The sequence below is a fragment of the Agromyces salentinus genome (genome assembly GCF_009749395.1).
In the GTDB taxonomy this organism is placed as follows: domain Bacteria; phylum Actinomycetota; class Actinomycetes; order Actinomycetales; family Microbacteriaceae; genus Agromyces; species Agromyces salentinus.
Map to the genome: position 1 here is coordinate 91596 of NZ_WBIR01000009.1, position 23585 is coordinate 115180.

Annotated in this window: 17 protein-coding genes and 1 tRNA gene; 17 read left to right on the top strand and 1 reads right to left on the bottom strand. The window is 68.3% G+C overall.

Features of this window, described 5'->3' with window-relative positions; all coding sequences use genetic code 11:
• Positions 1 to 34 precede the first annotated feature (34 nt).
• Both pyk and GQQ95_RS10835 read left to right on the top strand, forming a co-directional pair.
• Positions 35 to 1450, top strand: a complete 1416-nt coding sequence (gene pyk, locus GQQ95_RS10830; protein WP_157427680.1) for a pyruvate kinase — start codon at positions 35 to 37, stop codon at positions 1448 to 1450.
• A gap of 208 nt (positions 1451 to 1658) precedes the next feature.
• Positions 1659 to 2561 carry an alpha/beta fold hydrolase gene (locus tag GQQ95_RS10835; protein ID WP_157427681.1) on the top strand — a complete coding sequence of 301 codons (903 nt, stop codon included), beginning with the start codon at positions 1659 to 1661 and terminating at the stop codon, positions 2559 to 2561.
• 25 nt (positions 2562 to 2586) lie between these two features.
• Here the strand turns inward: GQQ95_RS10835 and GQQ95_RS10840 are convergent.
• A tRNA-Leu gene (locus GQQ95_RS10840) sits at positions 2587 to 2672 on the bottom strand.
• Positions 2673 to 2708: 36 nt separating this feature from the next.
• Between GQQ95_RS10840 and GQQ95_RS10845 the strand changes: the two genes are divergently transcribed.
• From GQQ95_RS10845 to secG, 15 genes are all read left to right on the top strand, one after another.
• Positions 2709 to 3314 (top strand): ANTAR domain-containing response regulator, encoded by a 606-nt coding sequence (locus GQQ95_RS10845; RefSeq protein WP_157427682.1) that lies wholly within the window; start codon positions 2709 to 2711, stop codon positions 3312 to 3314.
• Positions 3315 to 3431: 117 nt separating this feature from the next.
• Positions 3432 to 6128, top strand: coding sequence for a DNA polymerase I (polA, locus tag GQQ95_RS10850; RefSeq protein ID WP_157427683.1), 2697 nt, complete (start codon positions 3432 to 3434; stop codon positions 6126 to 6128).
• A 79-nt stretch (positions 6129 to 6207) separates the two neighbouring features.
• Positions 6208 to 7872, top strand: a complete 1665-nt coding sequence (locus GQQ95_RS10855) for a DUF885 domain-containing protein (protein WP_157427684.1) — start codon at positions 6208 to 6210, stop codon at positions 7870 to 7872.
• Positions 7873 to 8047: 175 nt separating this feature from the next.
• Entirely contained in the window at positions 8048 to 9496 is a 1449-nt protein-coding gene (gene rpsA / locus GQQ95_RS10860) for a 30S ribosomal protein S1 (RefSeq protein ID WP_157427685.1), read from the top strand.
• Positions 9497 to 9648: 152 nt separating this feature from the next.
• Positions 9649 to 10278, top strand: coding sequence for a dephospho-CoA kinase (gene coaE / locus GQQ95_RS10865; RefSeq protein ID WP_157427686.1), 630 nt, complete (start codon positions 9649 to 9651; stop codon positions 10276 to 10278).
• 80 nt (positions 10279 to 10358) lie between these two features.
• Entirely contained in the window at positions 10359 to 12425 is a 2067-nt protein-coding gene (gene uvrB, locus GQQ95_RS10870) for an excinuclease ABC subunit UvrB (protein WP_157427687.1), read from the top strand.
• A gap of 86 nt (positions 12426 to 12511) precedes the next feature.
• Positions 12512 to 15403: an excinuclease ABC subunit UvrA gene (gene uvrA, locus GQQ95_RS10875; RefSeq protein WP_157427688.1), complete on the top strand. Its 2892-nt coding sequence runs from the start codon at positions 12512 to 12514 to the stop codon at positions 15401 to 15403.
• A 4-nt stretch (positions 15404 to 15407) separates the two neighbouring features.
• Complete coding sequence (gene uvrC, locus GQQ95_RS10880) at positions 15408 to 17333, top strand: excinuclease ABC subunit UvrC (RefSeq protein WP_157427689.1); 1926 nt, start codon at positions 15408 to 15410, stop codon at positions 17331 to 17333.
• 38 nt (positions 17334 to 17371) lie between these two features.
• Positions 17372 to 18247, top strand: a complete 876-nt coding sequence (gene rapZ, locus GQQ95_RS10885) for an RNase adapter RapZ (protein WP_157427690.1) — start codon at positions 17372 to 17374, stop codon at positions 18245 to 18247.
• A gap of 67 nt (positions 18248 to 18314) precedes the next feature.
• Positions 18315 to 19295, top strand: coding sequence for a DNA-binding protein WhiA (gene whiA, locus GQQ95_RS10890; RefSeq protein ID WP_157427691.1), 981 nt, complete (start codon positions 18315 to 18317; stop codon positions 19293 to 19295).
• Between the two features lie 191 nt (positions 19296 to 19486).
• Positions 19487 to 20113, top strand: coding sequence for a superoxide dismutase (locus GQQ95_RS10895; protein WP_157427692.1), 627 nt, complete (start codon positions 19487 to 19489; stop codon positions 20111 to 20113).
• A 96-nt stretch (positions 20114 to 20209) separates the two neighbouring features.
• Positions 20210 to 21214 (top strand): type I glyceraldehyde-3-phosphate dehydrogenase, encoded by a 1005-nt coding sequence (gene gap / locus GQQ95_RS10900; RefSeq protein WP_157427693.1) that lies wholly within the window; start codon positions 20210 to 20212, stop codon positions 21212 to 21214.
• An 11-nt stretch (positions 21215 to 21225) separates the two neighbouring features.
• Positions 21226 to 22440, top strand: coding sequence for a phosphoglycerate kinase (locus tag GQQ95_RS10905; protein ID WP_157427694.1), 1215 nt, complete (start codon positions 21226 to 21228; stop codon positions 22438 to 22440).
• Entirely contained in the window at positions 22437 to 23219 is a 783-nt protein-coding gene (gene tpiA / locus GQQ95_RS10910; RefSeq protein WP_157427749.1) for a triose-phosphate isomerase, read from the top strand. Before GQQ95_RS10905 ends, tpiA begins: the two co-directional genes overlap by 4 nt.
• Positions 23220 to 23325: 106 nt before the next feature.
• Positions 23326 to 23577 carry a preprotein translocase subunit SecG gene (gene secG / locus GQQ95_RS10915; protein WP_156997822.1) on the top strand — a complete coding sequence of 84 codons (252 nt, stop codon included), beginning with the start codon at positions 23326 to 23328 and terminating at the stop codon, positions 23575 to 23577.
• Positions 23578 to 23585: the final 8 nt, after the last annotated feature.

Genomic DNA, 23585 nt, shown 5'->3' on the forward strand with positions numbered 1-23585 from the left:
GTTCCCGCGCGGAGACAGCTTGGAGCACAACCACATGAGACGAGCGAAGATCGTCGCCACCCTCGGGCCGGCGACATCGAGCTACGAGCAGATCCGCGCGATCATCGATGCGGGCGTCGACGTGGCGAGGATGAACCTCAGCCACGGCAGCTACGACGTGCACGAGGGCGTCTACCAGAACGTCCGGAAGGCCGCGAACGACAGCGGCAAGGCGGTCGCCGTGCTGGTCGACCTGCAGGGCCCGAAGATCCGCCTCGGCAAGTTCGCCGACGGCCCCCACGAGCTCGCCGAGGGTGACATCTTCAAGATCACCACCGAAGAGGTCGAGGGCACGAAGGAGCTCGTCGGAACCACGTTCAAGGGCCTGCCCCAGGACGTCAAGCCCGGCGACTTCCTGCTCATCGACGACGGCAAGGTGCGCGTCGAGGTCATCGAGACCGATGGCGTCGTGGTCACCACGAAGGTCGTCGTCGCCGGTCCAGTCTCGAACAACAAGGGCATCAACCTTCCCGGCGTCGCGGTCAACGTGCCCGCGCTCTCCGACAAGGACGAGGCCGACCTGCGTTGGGGCCTCGAGCTCGGCGCCGACATCATCGCCCTCTCCTTCGTGCGCAACGCCGAGGACATCGTGCGCGTGCACGAGATCATGGACGAGGTCGGGCGTCGGGTGCCCGTCGTGGCCAAGATCGAGAAGCCGCAGGCCGTCGACCACCTCGAGGAGATCATCGAGGCGTTCGACGCCGTCATGGTGGCACGTGGCGACCTCGGCGTCGAGCTCCCGCTCGAGGCCGTGCCGATCGTGCAGAAGCGCACCGTCGAGATCGCCCGCCGTCTCGCGAAGCCCGTCATCGTGGCCACGCAGATGCTCGAGTCGATGATCCACAGTCCTGTTCCGACGCGTGCGGAGACCTCGGATGTCGCGAACGCCATCCTCGACGGCGCCGACGCGGTCATGCTCTCGGGCGAGACCAGCGTGGGGGAGTACCCCGTCATCACGGTCCAGACCATGGCCCGCATCGTCGAGTCGACCGAGAAGCACGGTCTCGAGCGCATCCCGGCCCTCGGCACCAAGCCGCGCACGCAGGCCGGCGCCATCACGCTCGCGGCGGTCGAGGTGGCCGACTTCGTCGAGGCGAAGTACCTCTGCGTCTTCACCGAGTCCGGCGAGACCGTGCGCCGGATGTCCCGCCTCCGTCACGACATCCCGATCCTCGCGTTCACGCCCGACCCGGCCATCCGCCGTCGCATGGCGCTGAACTGGGGCGTCGAGTCGTTCGTCGTCGATCGCGTGACCCACACCGACCAGATGGTCGGCCAGGTCGACGAGGCACTTGCCCGCATGGGCCGCGCTGCGAAGGGCGAGAAGGTCGTCATCATCTCGGGTTCCCCTCCCGGAATCCCGGGCACCACCAACGACGTCCGCGTGCACGTCGTCGGCGAGGTGCTCTAGCAGGTCGAACCGACGGCCCGGCGCTCCACGGAGTGACCGGGCCGTCGTCGTCCGCGCAGCCCTGACGCCCGCGGGGCGACGGCGCCGGCCACGGCACGGCGAAGAGATCGTGTGGGTCGCGGCTGCGCCGGGCGATCCCGCGTGCCAGAATTCGAGCATGGCCGCCGGGCGGAGCGCGAACCGGTGGAACGCAGGCGGGAGGGCACGGATGTCGACGGGAACGAGCGGGTCGAGGCGCCGAGCGCGCCGCACGTCGAAGCGTCCCTCGACGACGCTCGCCGAGCGCTGGACCGTCGTCGACGGCGTCGACGTGTTCTATCGCGAGTCGCCCCACCCGCCGTCCGGTGCCGCGGCGATGATGCACGTGCACGGCTTCGGGCTGTCTGGCAGGTATCTGCTGCCTACGGCCGAGCGGCTTGCCGACGACTTCCACACGCTCGTGCCCGACCTTCCGGGCTTCGGCCGGAGCGGGAAGGCACCGGGCGCCCTCGACGTGCCGGACCTCGCGCACGCGGCCGCGCGCTTCCTCGACGACCGTGGAATCGAGCGCGTGACCCTGGTCGGCAACTCGATGGGCTGTCCCGTCATCTGCGAGTTCGCCCATCTCTACCCCGACCGGCTCGACCGGGCCGTGCTCGTGTCCCCGGCGGGCGGTATCTACAACCAGCCGCTCCGGCGCGCGATGGGGCAGATCAGCCGTGACGGCACACGGGAGCCGGCTCGACTCATGCGGGTCGTCACGCCCGACTACCTGCGATTCGGGGTGCCGAGCACGGTGCGCATGTTCAAGGCGCTCACGCAGTACCCGTCACTCGAGCGGATGCTCGCCCTGCACATCCCGACGCTCGCGGTGCTGGGCGACCGGGATCCGCTGATGCCCGGGGCGGAGCGCGTCCAGGAGGTCGCCGGGCAGACCGACAACCACGTGCTCATCGCGAAGATCGAGGGCGCCGCGCACGCCATCAACTTCAGCCACTCGGGTGAGCTGGCGCACATGATCCGGTTGTTCATGGCCGACCGGCCGATCGTCGACGACCCGGACTCGCCCGGTCACGCACGCCTGTACGAGATCCACCGCGGCTCGCAGCATCCGCCGGCTCGGGAAGACTGAGACGGCCGGCTCGAAGCCGGCCCGATGGTGCCGGTGGTGGGGGTCGAACCCACACGCCCTTTCGGGCAAAGCATTTTGAGTGCTCCGCGTCTGCCATTCCGCCACACCGGCCAGAGGCCTCGCTCAGAATACCGTAGGCTTTGCTGCGTGACTGACACCGAAAACACCCAGCCGGCACCGCGCCGCGTCGTCGTGGCGGAGGATGAGTCGCTCATCCGCCTCGACATCGTCGAGATCCTGCGCGACAACGGCTACGAGGTCGTCGGAGAGGCGGGTGACGGTGAGACCGCGGTCGCGCTGGCCACCGAGCTTCGTCCCGACCTCGTCATCATGGACGTGAAGATGCCGCAGCTCGACGGCATCTCGGCCGCCGAGCGCCTCTCGAAGGGCCACATCGCCCCGGTGGTGCTGCTCACGGCGTTCAGCCAGAAGGAGCTCGTCGAGCGAGCGAGCGAAGCCGGTGCGCTCGCGTACGTCGTGAAGCCGTTCACGCCGAACGACCTGCTGCCCGCGATCGAGATCGCGCTCGCCCGATACGCGCAGATCATCGCGCTGGAGGCCGAGGTCGGCGACCTCGTCGAGCGCTTCGAGACGCGCAAGCTCGTCGACCGGGCCAAGGGCCTGCTCAACGAGAAGATGGGCCTCTCCGAGCCCGAGGCGTTCCGATGGATCCAGAAGGCCTCGATGGACCGCCGCCTCACAATGAAGGACGTCTCCCAGGCGATCATCGAACAGCTGGCCGCCAAGAAGTAGCCCCGAACGAACGACGGATGCCGCGACGAGACCACTCGTCGCGGCATCCGTCGTCTGAGCGGGGTGGCCGAGGAACGGCGGTGATCGGCTGTCGGCGGCCGCTTGTAGGCTTGGCGAGTGCCAGACGCTGACAAGCCCACCCTCCTCGTGATCGACGGCCATTCGCTGGCGTTCCGCGCCTTCTACGCCCTGCCGGTCGACAGCTTCTCGACGCGCGACGGGCAGCACACGAACGCCATCCACGGCTTCCTGTCGATGTTGCTCCTGCTGCTCGCGAACGAGAAGCCGACCCACCTCGCGGTGGCGTTCGACATGTCGCGTGCCTCGTTCCGCACGCGTGAGTACCCCGAGTACAAGGGCACCCGCGGCGAGACCCCGGCGGAGTTCAAGGGCCAGGTGCCGCTGCTGCAGGAGGCGCTGAAGGCGATGGGCATCGTGACCCTCGAGAAGGAGGACTTCGAGGCCGATGACATCCTCGCGACGCTCGCCGAGCGAGGCCGTGCCGGCGGGTACCGGGTCCTCCTGGTCTCGGGTGACCGCGACACGATCCAGCTGGTGAATGACGATGTCACGCTGCTGTACCCCAACACCCAGGGCGTCTCGCAGCTCAAGCGCTACGACCCGGCCGCGGTCACCGAGCGCTACGGCATCCGGCCCGAGCAGTACCCCGACATCGCCGCGCTCGTGGGGGAGTCGAGCGACAACCTGATCGGCATCTCGAAGGTCGGCGAGAAGACCGCGGTCAAGTGGCTGGGCCTCTACGGCGACCTCGACGGCATCCTCGAGCACGCCGACGAGATCAAGGGCGTGGTCGGGCAGAACCTGCGCGACCAGCGCGAGAACGCGATCCGCAACCGCCGCCTCAACCGTCTCGTCACCGATGTCGAGCTTGACGTCGAGCTCGACCAGCTCGAGGCGCGGGAGATCGACCTCGACGAGGTGCGGCCGATCTTCGAACGGCTCGAGTTCCGGACGCTGCTCGAGCGCCTCACGAAGCTCGTGGCCGAGGCCGCCGGCACCGCGGTCGATGCCGGCGGCGGCAGCCCTCAGCCTCCGGCCGACGTTCCGGCCGTCGATGCGCCCATCGCGCCGGTTGCGGCCGACCTCTCCGGCGACGCGCTCGGCGCCTGGCTCGACGCCGCGAAGGCGGCCGAGCCGGCGGGCCTCGGGCTCAGCCTCGAGATCCTCGACGGCCGGGTGATCGGAGCCGGCATCGCCACCGCGACCGAGACCGTGCGCCATTCGTTCCGGGCCGAGTCCGCGGAGTCGACGTCCTTCGCAGCGTGGCTCGCGGGCGACGCGCCGAAGGTGATGACCGACGCGAAGGGGCAGCTGAAGGCGGCGGCCCGCTCGGGCCTCGCGGTCGGCGGACTCGTGCTCGACACGCTCGTCGCCGGCTGGCTGCTGCGACCCAATCTCACCGAGAAGACGCTGGCCGACCTCGTCGACCGTCACCTCGGCGAGACCCTGCCGCAGGGTGACCCCTCGCTGCTCGTTCCCGAGGAGGGCTCCGACGCCGGTGCGCCCGAGTTCGCGTGGTACACGCTCCGGCTCGCGCCCGTGGTGCTGAGCGCCCTGCCCGAGAGCACCCGGCAGCTGCTCGCCGACGTCGAGATGCCGCTCGTCCCGGTGCTCGCCGCCATGGAACTGCGCGGAGTCACCGTCGACCACGGCGAGCTCGCGAGCCTCTCGTCCGAACTCGGTGATCGTGCTGCGGCCCTCGCCGCCGCCGCCTATGCCGAGATCGGTCGAGAGGTGAACCTCGGTTCGCCAAAGCAGTTGCAGGAGGTGCTCTTCGACCAGCTCGCCATGCCGAAGACGCGGGCGACGAAGACCGGCTACACGACCGATGCGAGCGCCCTCGCCGACCTGCAGGAGTCGAACCCACACCCGTTCCTCGGGTTCCTCCTCGAGCACCGCGACGCGACCAAACTCCGTCAGATCGTGGAATCCCTCGACAAGTCCATCGCGGCAGACGGGCGCATCCACACGTCCTACGGGCAGATCGGCGCGGCGACCGGGCGCATGTCGTCGAACGACCCGAACCTGCAGAACATCCCCATCCGCACCGACGACGGTCGGCGCATCCGGAAGGCGTTCCGTCACGGCCCCGAGTACGTCGAACTCCTCACGGCCGACTACTCGCAGATCGAGATGCGCATCATGGCGCACCTGTCGGGCGACCCCGGGCTCATCGAGGCGTTCAACGCCGGCGAGGACCTGCACCGATTCGTCGGCGCCCGCGTGTTCTCGGTCGACCCGGCCGACGTCACGCCGCTCATGCGAACCAAGGTCAAGGCCATGTCCTACGGACTCGCCTACGGCCTCAGCGCATTCGGCCTGTCCAAGCAGCTGCGCATCGACCGCGCCGAGGCCACGCAGCTCATGAAGGAGTACTTCGAGCGCTTCGGAGCCGTCCGCGACTACCTGCGCGGGGTCGTCGAGCAGGCGAGGATCGACGGGTACACCGAGACCATTTTCGGTCGGCGACGGCCGTTCCCCGATCTCACGAGCCCGAACCGCGTGCATCGCGAGAACGCGGAGCGGGCGGCGCTCAACTCGCCGATCCAGGGCTCGGCCGCCGACATCATGAAGCTCGCCATGACGACGGTCGAGGCCGAGATCGCGGCGCGTGGGCTGTCCAGTCGCATGCTCCTGACCGTCCACGACGAGCTCATCTTCGAGGTGGCGCCGGGGGAGTCCGACGTCCTCGAGACCGTGGTCCGCGATCGCATGGCCAACGCGGCCGAACTCCTCGTCCCGCTCGAAGTTCAGGTCGGCCGCGGGAGCGACTGGGAGGATGCCGCGCACTGACCGGTCGGCCCGGCCGATGTGCTGCACCCATCGCGATCGCGGCTGTCTCGGCCGTCCTCGGCTGGCCTAGGCTCGACGCATGGCCTCGAGTGAACGCATCCCGACCGACGTCGACCGTATCGCCGAGGAGTGGGTGGACTCCCTCGTCGAGCTCCAGCCGGTGCTGGGCACCTACATCGGCAGGGCCGACGCCGATGGCAGGTTCGGCGACTACTCGCCGGAGGGGCTCGACGGGCAGGCAGAGGCCGCGCGGCGGGTCATCTCCCAGCTGGACGCAGCCGCGCCGGTCGACGAGGTCGACGCCGTGACGGTGGCCGACCTGCGCGGCGAGCTCGCGCTCGAACTCGAGGCGCACGCCCTGGGCCTCCCACTGCGCGACCTGAACGTGATCGCGAGTCCCGCCCAGGAGATCCGCGAGGTGTTCGACCTCATGTCGGCCGACAGCACGGACGACTGGGCGACCATCGCCACGCGCCTCGAGGCGCTTCCGGGAGCCCTCGACGGATACATCCGAACGCTTCGCCTGGGTCGCGAACGGGGATCCGTTCCGGCCAAGCGCCAGGTGCGCGAGGTCGCGAAGCAGGCTCGCAAGCTCGAACGTGCCGACGGCTTCTTCGGCGACTTCGTCGGCGGCGCGCCCGACTCCGTGCCCTCCACGCTTCGAGGCGATCTGGTGCGGCGCGCGGCCGGCGCGGGCGAGGCGTACGGCCGGCTCGCCGAGTTCCTCGAGGCCGAACTCCTTCCAGCGGCAGGTGAGGCCGACGCCGTCGGTCGTGAGATCTATGCGCTCCGCTCCCGGCACTTCCTGGGGGCAGTCGTCGACCTCGACGAGACGTACGAGTGGGGCATCGAGGAGCTGGCCCGCATGGTCGCCGAGCAGGAGGCGATCGCCGATGAGATCCTCCCCGGGGCATCCGTTCACGAGGCGATCGCGTTCCTCGACGGCGACGACACCCGGAAGCTGCACGGGACCGACGCCCTGCAGCGGTGGATGCAGGAGGTGAGCGACCGTGCCGTCGCGGAACTCGGCGCCACGCAGTTCGAGATCCCCGACGAGATCCGCACGCTCGAGTGCATGATCGCGCCGACCCAGTCGGGCGGCATCTACTACACGGGCCCGACCGACGACTTCAGCCGTCCCGGCCGGATGTGGTGGTCCGTGCCGGAAGGCGTCACCGAGTTCGACACGTGGCGCGAACTCACGACCGTCTACCACGAGGGCGTGCCCGGCCATCACCTGCAGATCGGCCAGGCCGTCGTGAACCGCGGGACCCTCAACACCTGGCGTCGCCAGCTCGCCGGCACCTCCGGGCATGCGGAGGGGTGGGCGCTCTACGCGGAACGCCTCATGCAGGACCTCGGCTACCTCGACGACCTCGCCGATCGCCTCGGGATGCTCGACGGCCAGCGCATGCGCGCCGCTCGGGTCGTTCTGGACATCGGCGTGCATCTCGGCAAGCCGCGGCCGGACGGCCAGGGCGCATGGACGGGGGAGTACGCCTTCCAGTTCCTGGGGGAGAACGTCAACATGAACCAGGGCTTCGTCGACTTCGAGGTGAATCGGTACCTCGGCTGGCCGGGCCAGGCGCCCTCGTACAAGGTCGGCCAGCGGATCTGGGAGCAATTGCGAGACGACGCCGAGCGGCGCGAGGGCGACTCGTTCGACATCAAGGCCTTCCACCGGCGTGCGCTCGACCTCGGCGGCGTGGGGCTGGATACGCTCCGCTCCGCGCTGCTCTCCTGAGGTGTTCCCGTCGGCACGTGCGGATGACTCGCCCGGGTTGCCCTCGCGGGCCACGGTCGGCTAGGATTGAATGTCACTTCTGTGACGATCCTGTCCGCATGCCCATCGCGGAAACAACACATATCGCTCTCCCTCGCGATGGGCTCGATTCTGTCCTTTACGGAGCATTCACTACATGACAACCGCAACGACCAAGGCACCCAAGCAGGTCGCTATCAACGACATCGGATCTGCTGACGATTTCCTCGCCGCGGTCGAGAAGACTTTGAAGTTCTTCAACGACGGCGACCTCATCGAGGGCACCGTCGTGAAGATCGACCGCGACGAGGTGCTCCTCGACGTCGGCTACAAGACCGAGGGTGTCATCCCCTCGCGTGAGCTTTCCATCAAGCACGATGTCGACCCCAGCGAGGTCGTCGGCGTCGGCGACACCGTCGAGGCGCTCGTTCTCCAGAAGGAGGACAAGGAAGGCCGCCTCATCCTGTCGAAGAAGCGTGCGCAGTACGAGCGCGCGTGGGGCGACGTGGAGAAGATCAAGGAAGCCGATGGCGTCGTGACCGGTACGGTCATCGAGGTCGTCAAGGGCGGCCTGATCGTCGACATCGGCCTCCGCGGCTTCCTCCCGGCGTCGCTCATCGAGCTCCGCCGCGTGCGCGACCTCACGCCGTACCTCGGCCAGGAGATCGAGGCGAAGATCCTCGAGCTCGACAAGAACCGCAACAACGTGGTTCTCTCGCGCCGCGCGCTGCTCGAGCAGACGCAGTCCGAGTCGCGTTCGACCTTCCTCGCCAACCTGCACCCGGGCCAGATCCGCAAGGGCGTCATCTCGTCGATCGTCAACTTCGGTGCGTTCGTCGACCTCGGTGGCGTCGATGGTCTCGTCCACGTCTCCGAGCTCTCCTGGAAGCACATCGAGCACGCCAGCGAGGTCGTCGAGGTCGGCCAGGAGGTCACCGTCGAGGTGCTCTCCGTCGAGCTCGACCGCGAGCGCGTCTCCCTGTCGCTCAAGGCGACGCAGGAAGACCCGTGGCAGGTGTTCGCGCGTACGCACGCGATCGGCCAGGTCGCACCGGGCAAGGTCACGAAGCTCGTCCCGTTCGGCGCGTTCGTTCGCGTCGCCGACGGCATCGAGGGCCTCGTGCACATCTCGGAGCTGTCGGGCAAGCACGTCGAGCTCGCAGAGCAGGTCGTGTCGGTCGGCGAAGAGGTCTTCGTCAAGGTCATCGACATCGACCTCGAGCGTCGCCGCATCTCCCTCTCGCTGAAGCAGGCGAACGAGGGCGTGGACCCCGAGGGCACCGAGTTCGACCCGGCGCTCTACGGCATGCTCACCGAGTACGACGAGCAGGGCAACTACAAGTACCCTGAGGGCTTCGACCCCGAGACCAACGAATGGCGCGAGGGCTTCGAGGCCCAGCGCGAGAAGTGGGAGCAGGACTACGCTGCCGCCCAGGAGCGTTGGGAAGCCCACAAGAAGCAGGTCGCTCAGGCGAGCGTCGCGGCTGCCGCCGACGACTCGTTCGGCGCTGCCGCCGCATCGTACTCGAGCGACACGGCCGGTGCCGGCACGCTCGCAGACGACGCGTCGCTCGCCGCGCTTCGCGAGAAGCTGTCGAGCAACTAGTCCGGATTCGATCCGCACACGGAAGGCCGGTCCCCCTCGGGGGCCGGCCTTCCGGCGTATCCCCGTTCCGCACGTCCGACCTTCGCCTGTGCGTTCAAGGCCGCCGGATGCGTGGACGCACACGCCCTCGCCGTCATGGCTAGAGTGGGGTCGTGTATCTGATCGGCCTCACCGGCGGCATCGCGTCCGGAAAGTCCACCGTCGCCCGGCGGCTCTACGAGCACGGCGCCGTCCACATCGACGCCGACCATCTGGCGCGTCGTGCGGTCGAGCCGGGCAGCGCCGCCCTCGAGCAGATCGTCGCCGAGTTCGGCCCAGGCGTGCTGCATGGCGATGGCACCCTCGATCGGGCGAAGCTCGGCGAGATCATCTTCAGCGACGAGGCGGCCCGTGAACGGCTCAACTCGATCGTGCACCCCGCGGTGCGCCGGTTGGCCGCCGAGCAGTTCGCGAAGGCCGAGCGCGCCGACCCCCACGCGATCGTCGTCTACGACGTCCCGTTGCTCGTCGAGGCATCCGTCGATCACCCGTTCGATCTCATCGTCGTGACGAGCGCGCCCCGGCGCACGCAGGTCAGGCGTCTCGTCGAGGAGCGCGGGCTCGATCCGGTCCAGGCCGCCGCGCGGGTCGACGCCCAGGTCGAGAACACCCAGCGCCTCGCCGTCGCGGACGTGGTCATCGACACGGACGGCACCCTCGGGCACACCATGAGCCAGGCGGACGCGCTCTGGGTCCGCATCGCGCAGGAGGCCGCCGCACGCCGGCACGACGGCTCCGACTGATCCGCTTCCCGTCGGTCTCCGGCGAGACGGTTCTCCGGCGATGAGGGCCTCGTGTCGGTGGTCGAACCTAGACTGGAAGCATGCAGGCCACCCGATCCGTTCGCCCATTCGAGGTCGTCAGCGAGTACGTGCCGAGCGGCGATCAGCCCGCGGCCATCGCCGAGCTCGCCGGCCGAATCAACGCCGGAGAGACCGACGTCGTCCTCCTCGGTGCGACCGGCACCGGCAAGTCCGCCACGACCGCCTGGCTCATCGAGCAGGTGCAGCGGCCGACGCTCGTGCTGGCTCACAACAAGACCCTCGCGGCCCAGCTCGCGACGGAGTTCCGCGACCTGATGCCGAACAACGCGATCGAGTACTTCGTCTCGTACTACGACTACTACCAGCCCGAAGCGTACGTCCCGCAGACCGACACCTTCATCGAGAAGGACTCCTCGGTCAACGCCGAGGTCGAACGGCTGCGCCACTCCACCACGAACTCGCTGCTGAGCCGCCGCGACGTCGTGGTCGTCTCCACTGTCTCCTGCATCTACGGCCTTGGCACGCCCGAGGAGTACCTCAAGGCCATGATGCCGTTGCAAGTGGGGCAGCGGGTCGACCGCGACTGGCTCATCCGCAAGTTCGTGTCCATGCAGTACCAGCGCAACGACGTCGAGTTCTCACGCGGCACGTTCCGGGTGCGGGGCGACACGATCGAGATCATCCCGGTCTACGAGGAGCTCGCCATCCGCATCGAGATGTTCGGCGACGAGGTCGAGGCGCTGTACAGCCTGCATCCGCTCACCGGTCAGGTCGTCGCGAAGCTCGACGCCGTGCCCGTGTTCCCGGGCTCGCACTATGTCGCGAGCACCGACGTGATGCAGCGGGCCATCGGCACCATCCGCATCGAGCTCGAGGAGCGGCTGGCCGAGCTCGAGCGGGAGGGCAAGCTGCTCGAGGCGCAACGCCTCCGCATGCGCACGACATTCGACCTCGAGATGATGGAGCAGATCGGGTTCTGCTCGGGCATCGAGAACTACTCGAGGCATATCGACGGGCGGGCGCCGGGGGAGGCCCCGCACTGCCTGCTCGACTACTTCGCCGACGACTTCCTCGTCGTCATCGACGAGTCGCACGTGACCGTGCCGCAGATCGGCGCGATGTACGAGGGCGACTCCTCACGGAAGCGCACGCTCGTCGAGCACGGCTTCCGCCTGCCGAGCGCCCTCGACAACCGGCCGCTCAAGTGGGACGAGTTCACCAACAGGGTCGGCCAGAAGGTCTACCTGTCGGCGACTCCCGGTCGCTACGAGATGGGCATCGCCGACGGCGTGGTCGAGCAGATCATCCGCCCGACCGGACTCGTCGACCCGCAGATCGTCGTGAAGCCGTCGAAGGGACAGATCGACGACCTGCTCGAGGAGATCCGCCTGCGCGCCGAGCGCGACGAGCGCGTGCTCGTCACCACGCTCACCAAGCGCATGGCCGAAGAGCTGACCGACTACCTGACCGAGGCCGGCGTGCGGGTGCGGTACCTCCACTCCGACGTCGACACCCTGCGACGCGTCGAGCTGCTCACCGAGCTCAGGGCCGGCGTGTACGACGTCCTCGTCGGCATCAACCTGCTACGAGAGGGCCTCGACCTTCCCGAGGTCTCCCTCGTCGCCATCCTCGACGCAGACAAGGAGGGCTTCCTCCGCTCGTCGACCTCGCTCATCCAGACGATCGGGCGCGCGGCGCGCAACGTCTCCGGCGAGGTCCACATGTACGCCGACGTCCTCACCGATTCGATGAAGTCCGCCATCGACGAGACCGAGCGACGTCGCGAACGCCAGCTCGAGTACAACCGCGTCAACGGCATCGACCCGACGCCCCTGCGCAAGCGCATCGCGGACATCACCGACGTCCTCGCGCGAGAGGAGGCGGACACGGCGGCCCTGCTCGCAGGGCGCGATGCGCGCAAGAAGTCTCCCGTGCCGAACCTGCGTCGCGAGGGCATCGCCGCCGAGGGCGCCAACGACCTCGAGGAACTGATCCGCGACCTGAACGACCAGATGCTCGTCGCAGCCGGCGAGCTCAAGTTCGAGCTCGCCGCCCGGCTTCGCGACGAGGTCTCCGAACTCAAGCGCGAACTTCGGCAGATGGAGAAGGCGGGGCACCTGGGCTGACGCCCCACCGGTTCATCGAACATATGTTCGCTGAGAGCACGTGCCCTCACGGCATTCGTGTCGGTGGTCGTCTTTAGACTCGTAGGGTGCCAGTTTCACGTCTCGATGCCCATTCGCGCCTGAGTGTCCGCGGAGCCCGCGTGCACAACCTCCAAGACGTCGACGTCGAGATCCCGCGCGACGCCATGGTCGTGTTCACGGGCCTTTCAGGCTCGGGCAAGTCCTCGCTCGCGTTCGACACGATCTTCGCAGAGGGGCAGCGGCGCTACGTCGAATCGCTCTCGGCCTACGCCCGACAGTTCCTCGGACAGGTCGACCGTCCCGACGTCGACTTCATCGAGGGACTGAGCCCCGCCGTCTCGATCGACCAGAAGTCGACGAACCGGAACCCCCGTTCCACCGTCGGCACGATCACCGAGATCTACGACTACATGCGGCTCCTGTGGGCTCGCATCGGCGTGCCGCACTGTCCGGTCTGCGGTGAGCGCATCCAGCGGCAGACGGTGCAGCAGATCGCCGATCAGTTGATGAAGCTCGAGCAGGGCACGCGGTTCCAGGTGCTGAGCCCCGTCGTCTCGCAGAAGAAGGGCGAGTTCGTCGACCTCTTCACCGAGCTCGCGGCCGGCGGCTACTCCCGCGCCGTCGTCGACGGCGAGCTGATCCGCCTCGACGAGCCGCCCAAGCTCAAGAAGCAGGTCAAGCACGACATCTCGGTCGTCGTCGACCGACTCGTCGCCAGCCCCGACGGGCTCGGACGTCTCACCGACTCACTCGAGACGGCGTTGCGTCTCACCGACGGCCTCGTGCAGATCAACTACGTCGACGCGAGCGGTCCCGAGGCGTGGGACACCTTCTCCGAGAAGCTCTCGTGCCCGAACCAGCACCCCATCCAGCTCACCGAGATCGAGCCCCGCACGTTCTCCTTCAACGCGCCGTTCGGCGCCTGCCCCGAGTGCTCGGGCCTCGGCACCCGAATGGCCGTCGATGAAGACCTCCTGCTCGGCGACCCCGCCCTCAGCATCGCCGAGGGCGTCATCATCCCCTGGACCTCGCAGGGCAAGAGCCTCTACAACTACTACGAGAAGCTCCTCCAGGGGCTCGCGCGCGACCTCGGCTTCTCGCTGGACACCCCATGGCAGGACCTCGATCCCGAAGCCCGCGGGGCCGTGCTGCGCGGCGATAACTTCGAGGTCAAGGTCAAGTGGCGCAACCGCTACGGCCGTGAGATGAGCTACACCTCCGGTTTCGAGGGCGTCGTCCCCTACATCGAGCGGCAGTACCTCCAGGCCGAGACCGACGCGCAGCGCGTGCGGTGGTCCGAGTACCTCCGCGAGGTGCCCTGCTCGGTGTGCGGCGGCAAGCGGCTCAAGCCCGAGGTGCTCTCCGTGCTGATCCACGATGCGAGCATCGCCGATGTCGGACTCCTCAGCCTGACCGATGCCCGGGCGTTCATGGACCGGCTGGAGCTCACCGATCGCGAGCAGGCGATCGCCGCCCAGGTCCTTCGGGAGATCAAGCTGCGCCTGGACTTCCTGATCCGCGTGGGGCTCAGCTACCTCGACCTGGCGCGCGCGGCGGCCACCCTCTCGGGCGGCGAGGCGCAGCGCATCCGGCTCGCGACCCAGATCGGTTCGGGCCTCACCGGCGTGCTGTACGTGCTCGACGAGCCCAGCATCGGACTCCACCAGCGCGACAACCGCCGCCTCATCGACACCCTCGTGGCACTCCGCGACCTCGGCAACACCCTGATCGTCGTGGAGCACGACGAGGACACCATCCGCACCGCCGACTGGATCGTCGACATCGGTCCGGGCGCCGGCGTGAACGGCGGCACGGTGGTCCACTCCGGCAGTTACGAGGACCTGCTCGCGAACACGCGGTCCCTCACCGGTGACTACCTCTCCGGCCGCAAGGAGATCTCGATCCCCGAATCGCGGCGCCAGATCGATCGTGAACGCGTCATCTCGGTGCACGGCGCGGCGGCCAACAACCTCCGCGGCGTCGATGTGGACTTCCCGCTCGGCGTGTTCACGGCCGTGACCGGCGTCAGCGGGTCGGGCAAGTCCTCCCTCGTGAACGACATCCTCTACCGCGTGCTCGCGAACCGGCTCAACGGTGCGCGCAAGCTCCCGGGCAAGCACCGGCGCGTCACGGGCCTCGACCAGCTCGACAAGGTCGTGCACGTCGACCAGGCTCCCATCGGGCGCACGCCGCGCTCGAATCCCGCGACCTACACCGGCGTCTTCGATCGCATCCGGACGCTCTTCTCCGAGACGACCGAGGCGAAGGCCCGAGGGTACCTTCCCGGCCGGTTCAGCTTCAACGTCAAGGGCGGCCGATGCGAGGCCTGCTCGGGTGACGGCACGATCAAGATCGAGATGAACTTCCTGCCCGACGTGTACGTGGCGTGCGAGGTCTGCGGCGGACAGCGGTACAACCGCGAGACGCTCCAGGTCCACTACAAGGGCAAGAACATCGCCGAGGTGCTCGAGATGCCGATCAGCGAGGCGGCCGAGTTCTTCGAGCCGATCTCGGCGATCCACCGCTACCTGAAGACGCTCGTCGACGTCGGCCTCGGCTACGTGCAGCTCGGCCAGAGCGCGACCACGCTGTCCGGCGGCGAGGCGCAGCGCGTGAAGCTCGCGACCGAACTCCAGCGCCGCTCGAACGGGCGGAGCGTGTACGTGCTCGACGAACCGACGACTGGGCTGCACTTCGAAGACGTCCGCAAGTTGCTGAAGGTGCTCGGCAAGCTCGTCGACAAGGGCAACACCGTGATCGTCATCGAACACAGCCTCGACGTCATCAAGTCGGCCGACTGGGTCATCGACCTCGGACCGGAGGGCGGCTCCGGCGGTGGCCAGATCGTCGCCACCGGCACTCCCGAGGACATCGCGGCGGTCAGGGAGAGCCACACCGGCACGTTCCTCCGCGAGATCTTCGATGCCGCCACGACGCGGGTCGACGTCGCCAGCTGACTCGATGAGCGACGCGCTGCCGTACCGTCCGAAGGCGGGGGAGATCCCGACCGATCCGGGCGTCTACCGATTCCGCGACGCCGATCGTCGCGTGCTGTACGTGGGCAAGGCCAAGAACCTCCGCGCCCGCCTGTCGAACTACTTCGCGCCTCTTCGCACCCTCCATGAGCGGACCCGTCGGATGGTCACGACGGCCTCCTCGGTCGAGTGGACCGTGGTCGGCAACGACGTCGAGGCCCTTCAGCTCGAGTACACCTGGATCAAGGAGTTCGATCCGCCGTTCAACGTCAAGTACCGCGACGACAAGTCGTATCCGTACCTCGCCGTGACCTTGGCGGACGAAGCCCCCCGGGCGATCGTCACGCGGCGGAGCGGCATCCCGGGGGCGCGGTACTTCGGGCCGTATCCCAAGGTGTGGGCGGTGAACGAGACCCTCGACCTCATGTTGAAGCTCTTCCCGATCCGCACCTGCAAGGACTCCGACTACCGGCGCGCGATGGCCTCGGGGCGGCCGTGTTTCGCCGGCCAGATCGGGCGCTGCTTCGGTCCCTGCTCCGGCTCGGTGACGATCGAGGAGCACCGTGCGAACGTCGAGCGGTTCGTCTCGTTCATGACGAACCAGGATCGCCGCATCGTCGATGAGCTGTCGAACCAGATGCTCGAGGCATCCGCCCGCCTGGAGTTCGAGACCGCCGCCCGCCGTCGCGACCAGTTGCAGGCCGCGACGCAGTTCTTCGAGAAGAGCGCCGTCGTGCTGCGCGACGACGTCGACGTCGACGTGTTCGGCATCGAGCACGACGAGCTGGCCGCGGCCGTCCAGATGTTCATCGTCCGCGGTGGGCGGGTCCGCGGCGTCCACTCGTGGACCGTCGACAAGGAGCTCGACGTCCCGCTCGGCGAGCTCGTCGACTCGGTCGTCCAGAACGCCTACGGAGGCGACCTGCGTCCAGGCCGCGAGGTGATCGTGGCCGAGCTTCCCGACGACGCCGTCGCGCTGCAGGCGTGGCTGACCGATCGGGCAGCACGGAAGGTGCGTCTCAAGGCGGCGCAGCGCGGCGACAAGGCGGCACTGCTGGCGACCGCGACGCAGAACGCCAGGCAGTCGCTCATGCTCTACAAGACTCGGCGGAGCGCCGACTTCACGACGAGATCTCGCGCACTGGAGGACATCCAGGAGGCGCTCGGCATGGCCGACGCCCCGTTGCGCATCGAGTGCTTCGACGTGTCGCACCTCAGCGGCACCAACATCGTCGCATCGATGGTCGTCTTCGAGGACGGGCTGCCCCGGAAGGACGAGTACCGGCGGTTCACGATCGCCGAGTCCACCGACGACACCGACTCGATCCACCAGGTGCTCACCCGCCGGCTCGCCTACCTCTCCGGCGGGGGAACGGGGGATGACGCCACGGCACCGGATGCGACGGCGTCAACGGACTCGGAGGCCGTCGACGCCGGCGCGAACCGGAGATCGAAGTTCTCGTACCGACCCAACCTGCTGGTCGTCGACGGTGGTCAACCGCAGGTCGAAGCGGCCGCCCGCGCGCTCGAGGAGTCCGGTGTCGAGGGCATCTACCTCTGCGGCATCGCGAAACGACTCGAGGAGATCTGGACGCCCGATGCCGACTACCCGGTGATCCTGCCGAGGAACAGCGACGCCCTGTTCCTCTTCCAGCGGGTCCGTGACGAGGCTCACCGATTCGCGATCACGCATCAGCGCCAACGCCGCAAGCGCGACATCTCCTCGATCCTCGCCGAGGTGCCGGGACTCGGCCCGACGCGCATCAAAATCCTGCTGCGCCACTTCGGGTCGGTCAAGCGCCTGCGCGAGGCATCCGTCGACGAGATCTCGAGCGTGGACGGGTTCGGTGCGACGCTCGCCTCCGTGGTGCACGGCCACCTTCGCTCCGGAGCCGGATCACAACCCGGGTAGGCTGGGATCTCGACGTGCGCGGAAGGGGAACCGAAACGATGGCGACCGATTTCGAGCACCAGGAGATGCTGATCGTCACCGGCATGTCCGGAGCCGGGCGCTCCACCGTCGGCAACGCACTCGAGGATCTCGGCTGGTACGTCGTCGACAACCTCCCGCCGCAGATGCTGCGTCCGCTCGTCGAACTCGTGGAGCGGGCAGGCGCCTCGCTGCCGCGCATCGCCGCCGTCGTCGACATCCGAGGCCGGGACTTCTTCCCGGAGCTGCGCGAGATCATCCAGGCCCTTCGAACCGGCGTGAACGTCCGGGTGGTGTTCCTCGATGCGACCGATGCGGTGCTCGTCCGAAGGTTCGAGGCCGTGCGTCGCCCCCACCCCCTGCAGGGCACGGGCACGCTCCTCGACGGCATCGGCGCGGAGCGTGCCCGTCTGGCCGAGCTGCGCGAAGCCGCGGACCTCGTCATCGACACCTCCGAGCTGAACATCCACCAGCTCGCGAACGTCATCACCGACACCTTCGCCGAGGCCGGCCGGGCCGGGGTGCAGGTCACGCTGCTCAGCTTCGGCTTCAAGTACGGGTTGCCGACCGATGCCGACCTCGTCGCCGACGCGCGCTTCCTGCCGAATCCGTTCTGGGTCTCGGAGTTGCGCAGCCTCACCGGCGAGGACGCGACGGTCTCCGACTACGTGCTCGCGCAGGAGGGCGCGCGCGAGTTCATCGACGCGTACGTCACGGCATTGACGCCGGTCCTCGCCGGCTACCAGCGCGAGAACAAGGGCCACGCCACGATCGCGGTCGGATGCACGGGAGGAAAGCATCGCTCCGTCGCCGTCATCCGTGAACTCGCGCAGCGGCTGGCCGAGGTGCCGGACATCGCCGTCAGCGTGCGGCACCGCGACCTCGGCCGCGAATGAGCGGCGGCGCGCGTGAACAGCAGAACTCGGGGCGAGCGCCCCACCCACCCACAGGAAGGATCACGAGGTGGCATTGACCGCGGATGTGAAAGAAGAACTCGCGCGTGTCGAGGTGTCCAAGACCAGCGTCCGGGCGGCCGAGCTCGCATCGGTGCTGCGCTTCGCCGGCGGCCTGCACATCATCTCGGGTCGCATCGCGATCGAGGCTGAGCTCGATTCCCCGACCACGGCCAAGCGCGTCACCCGCGACCTCGGCGAGCTCTACGGCGTCCGACCGGATGTCTCGGTCATCGCGCCGTCCGGAATCCGGCGCACGAACCAATTCCTGCTGCGCGTGCTCGACGGCGGGGAGACGCTCGCCCGCCAGACCGGCCTGCTGGACGCCCGCCGCCGACCCGTGCGCGGCCTCCCGAACAAGCTGACCACCGGTTCGCGCGACGAGGTCGCGGCGGTCTGGCGCGGCGCGTTCCTCGCGCATGGCAGCCTGACCGATCCCGGCCGATCGGCCGCCCTCGAGATCACCTGCCCCGGCAACGAGACCGCGATGGCGCTCGTCGGGGCGGCCGGACGGCTCGGCATCTCCGCGAAGGCCCGCGAGGTCAGGGGAGTCCACCGGGTGGTGATCCGCGACGGCGAGGCCATCAGCGCGATGCTCTCGCTCATGGGCGCGAGCACGACCGTCCGCAACTGGGAGGAGCTCCGACAGCGCCGCGAGGTGCGCGCGACGGCCAACCGTCTCGTGAACTTCGACGATGCGAACCTGCGCCGATCGGCGCAGGCCGCCGTGGCCGCCTGCGCTCGCGTCCAGCGTGCGATGGAGCTGCTCGGCGACGACATCCCCGACCACCTCAAGTACGCCGGGGAACTCCGCCTGGCCCACAGGGACGCCAGCCTCGACGAGCTCGGCCACCACGCCGACCCGCCCATGACGAAGGACGCCGTCGCAGGCCGCATCCGCCGCCTCCTCGCCATGGCCGACACCCGCGCGGCCGCGCTCGGGGTGCCGGGCACCGAGGCCAGCCTTCCCGCGGACCTCGACGACGTCTGAGTCGTTCGAGGGCCACGAGCGGATCAGCGAGACGGATGCCCCGGCATCCGTCTCGTCGCGATGCCCTTCGGCAGGCGTCATCGGGCGTCAACCCCCGACCGGGTCGACCGGCGCCGGGCATAGACTCGAATGCGCAGCCGCGGAACACCGGGCAGAGGCCCGGAACGCCCGGCATCTGACAAGGAGAAGCAATGGCTGACTACACCCTCCCCGATCTCGCCTACGACTACGCGGCACTCGAGCCGGCGATCAGCGGCACGATCATGGAGCTGCACCACTCGAAGCACCACCAGGCGTACGTGACGGGCGCGAACACCGCGCTCGCGCAGCTCGCCGAGGCGCGCGAGACGGGCAACCTCGCCAACGTGAACAAGCTCGAGAAGGACCTCGCGTTCAACCTCGGCGGTCACGTGAACCACTCGATCTTCTGGACGAACCTCTCGCCCGACGGCGGCGACAAGCCCACCGGCGACCTCGCATCGGCGATCGACGACGAGTTCGGTTCCTTCGACAAGTTCCAGGCGCACTTCACGGCCACCGCACTCGGCGTGCAGGGTTCCGGCTGGGCCGTCCTCGCCTGGGATTCCCTCGGCCAGCGCCTGATCATCGTGCAGTTCTTCGACCAGCAGGGCAACCTCCCCGCCGGCATCGTGCCGCTGCTCATGCTCGACGTCTGGGAGCACGCGTACTACCTCGATTACCGCAACGTGCGCGCCGATTACGTGAAGGCGTTCTGGAGCATCGCGAACTGGGACAACGTGCAGAAGCGCTTCGCCGCAGCAAACGAGAAGACCTCAGGGCTGCTGCTACTGTCGTAATCGTTGGCGGTGTCCTCGGGCCCCGCCCGGGGACACCGTCGTCCGATCATTCCCAAAAACCGCGCTCGTCGCGCACCGTCAATTCAGGAGACATCCGTGTCTGTAAAGATCGGCATCAACGGCTTCGGTCGTATCGGCCGCAACTACTTCCGCGCCGCACTCGCTCAGGGAGCGGACCTCGAGATCGTCGCGGTCAACGACCTCACCGACAACAAGACGCTCGCGCACCTGCTCAAGTACGACTCCATCACGGGCCGGCTCGACGCTACCGTCGACTACGACGACGACAACATCATCGTCAACGGCACCGCGATCAAGGCGTTCGCGGAGCGCGACCCCGCGAACCTCCCGTGGGGCGAGCTGGGCGTCGACATCGTCATCGAGTCCACCGGCTTCTTCACCAAGGCAGCGGACGCCCGCAAGCACATCGAGGCCGGCGCGAAGAAGGTCCTCATCTCGGCACCCGCGACCGACGAGGACGCCACCTTCGTCATGGGCGTCAACGAGCACGAGTACGACCCCGCGTCGCACCACATCATCTCCAACGCGTCGTGCACGACGAACTGCCTCGCGCCCCTCGCGAAGGTGTTCAACGACACCTTCGGCATCGAGCACGGCCTCATGACGACGGTCCACGCCTACACGGCCGACCAAAACCTGCAGGACGGCCCCCACAAGGACCTTCGCCGTGCGCGCGCCGCCGCCATCAACATCGTGCCGACCTCGACCGGTGCCGCCAAGGCGATCGGCCTCGTGCTGCCCGAGCTCATCGGCAAGCTCGACGGCTTCGCGCTGCGCGTTCCGGTGCCCACCGGCTCGATCACCGACCTCACCGTGACCACGAAGAACCCGGTCACGGTCGACGAGATCAAGGCTGCGTACAAGGCGGCCGCCGAGGGCCCCATGAAGGGCATCCTCAAGTACACCGAGGACGACATCGTCTCCAGCGACATCGTCACCGACCCGCACTCGTCGATCTTCGACGCGGGCCTCGTGCGCGTCATCGGCAACCAGGTGAAGCTCTCGAGCTGGTACGACAACGAGTGGGGTTACTCCAACCGCCTCGTCGACCTGACCGAGTACGTCGCCGAACGTCTCTGAATCGAGTCACCGTGACCCTGCGAACGATCGAAAGCCTCGGTTCGCTCGCCGGAACACGCATCGTCGTCCGTTGTGACCTCAACGTTCCTCTCAAGGGCGGGGTCATCACGGACGACGGTCGTGTTCGGGCGTCGCTGCCGACACTCACCGCGCTGACCGATCAGGGCGCCAAGGTGGTCGTGGTCTCGCACCTCGGCCGCCCCGACGGCGCACCCGACGCCAAGTACAGCCTCGCGCCGGTCGCGGCCCGCCTCGGCGAACTCGTCGACGTGCCGGTCGCCTTCGCGACCGACACCGTCGGGCCGGACGCGACGGCCAAGGTCGACGCACTCGGCGACGGCGAGATCCTCGTCCTCGAGAACCTCCGGTTCAACCCGGGGGAGACCTCCAAGAACGAGGCCGAGCGCACCGCGTTCGCCGGTGAGCTCGCCGCCTTCGCCGACAAGGTCGTCTCCGACGGCTTCGGCGTCGTGCACCGCAAGCAGGCCAGCGTGTTCGAGCTCGAGGAGCTCCGACCGAGCGCCGCGGGCCTGCTCATCGCGTCCGAGCTCGACGTGCTCGACCGACTGACCGAGAAGCCCGAGCGACCGTATGCGGTCGTGCTCGGGGGCTCGAAGGTCTCCGACAAGCTCGGCGTCATCGCGCATCTCCTCCCGCGCGTGGACACCCTGCTGATCGGCGGAGGCATGCTCTTCACCTTCCTCGCGGCCCAGGGCCACAAGGTGGGATCGAGCCTGCTCGAGGCCGACCAGATCGAGACCGTGAAGGGCTACCTCGCCGAGGCGGCCGAGCGCGGGGTCACGATCGTCCTCCCGACCGACGTCGTCGTCGCGGCCTCGTTCTCGGCCGAGGGCGAGCACGTGGTCACGGCGGCCGACGCGATCGAGGAGACTCCGTTCGGGGCCTCCGGCCTCGGCCTGGACATCGGCCCCGACACCGCGGCCGCCTTCGCGGAGCACATCCGTTCGTCGAAGACGGTCTTCTGGAACGGACCGATGGGCGTGTTCGAGCTCGAGCCGTTCGCGGCGGGCACGCGGGCGGTCGCACAGGCGCTCACCGAGGTCGACGGTCTCAGTGTCGTCGGCGGCGGCGACTCCGCCGCAGCCGTGCGCCAGCTCGGATTCGACGACGACCGGTTCGGGCACATCTCGACCGGTGGCGGCGCAAGCCTCGAATTCCTCGAGGGCAAGAAACTCCCCGGACTGGAGGTCCTCGGTTGGCAGTGAAGCGTACCCCGTTCATCGCGGGTAACTGGAAGATGAACCTCGACCACCTGCAGGCGATCGCATTCGTGCAGAAGCTCGCATGGTCGCTGGCCGATGCCAAGCACGATCCGGCAGACGCCGAGGTCGCCGTGTTCCCGCCCTTCACCGACATCCGCTCGGTGCAGACGCTCGTATCGGCCGATTCGCTCCCCGTCGCCTATGGTGCGCAGGACGTCTCGGCTCACGATTCCGGCGCGTACACCGGTGAGATCTCCGGTGCCTTCCTGGCCAAGCTCGACTGCGCGTACGTCATCGTCGGCCACTCCGAGCGGCGGACGCTGCATGGCGAGACCGACGCGGACATCAACGCGAAGGTCCTCGCCGCGCACCGTCACGGCATCGTGCCGGTGCTCTGCGTCGGCGAGACGGCGGAGGACCTCGAGGCCCACGGGCCGAGTGCGGTCCCCGTCGCGCAGCTGAAGGCGGCGCTCGAGGGCGTCGACGGGTCGAAGGGCCTCGTCGTCGCCTACGAGCCCGTCTGGGCTATCGGGTCCGGCCAGGCGGCCACGCCGCAGCAGGCCGAGCAGGTCTGCGAGGCGCTTCGCGTCGTGCTCCGCGAGCAGTTCGGCGACGAGGTCGCCGAGGCGACGCGCGTGCTCTACGGCGGTTCGGTGAAGGCCGCGAACATCGCGTCCTTCCTGCGCGAGCCGAACGTCGACGGAGCCCTGGTCGGTGGCGCGAGCCTGGACATCGACGAGTTCTCCAGCATCGTCCGGTTCAAGAAGCACGTCGGGGCCTGAACGACTCGGCGGAGCCGGAAGCGTGTGCTTCCGGCTTCGCCGCGTTCGTCCCGCTATACTCGATTGTCGGCACCGACCCCCTCTGTCGTGCCCGGAAAGGTTCACCGTGGAGATTCTCCAGGTCGTCCTGCAGGTGCTGCTCGGTATCACGAGCCTCCTGCTGACGCTGCTCATCCTGCTGCACAAGGGTCGCGGCGGCGGTCTCTCCGACATGTTCGGCGGCGGCGTCACGTCCAGCCTCGGCGCGTCAGGGGTGGCCGAGCGCAACCTCAACCGCATCACCGTGATCCTCGGACTCGTGTGGGTGACCTGCATCGTGGTGCTCGGTCTCATCACCAAGTTCGACAGCGGACTCTGACGGAGGCG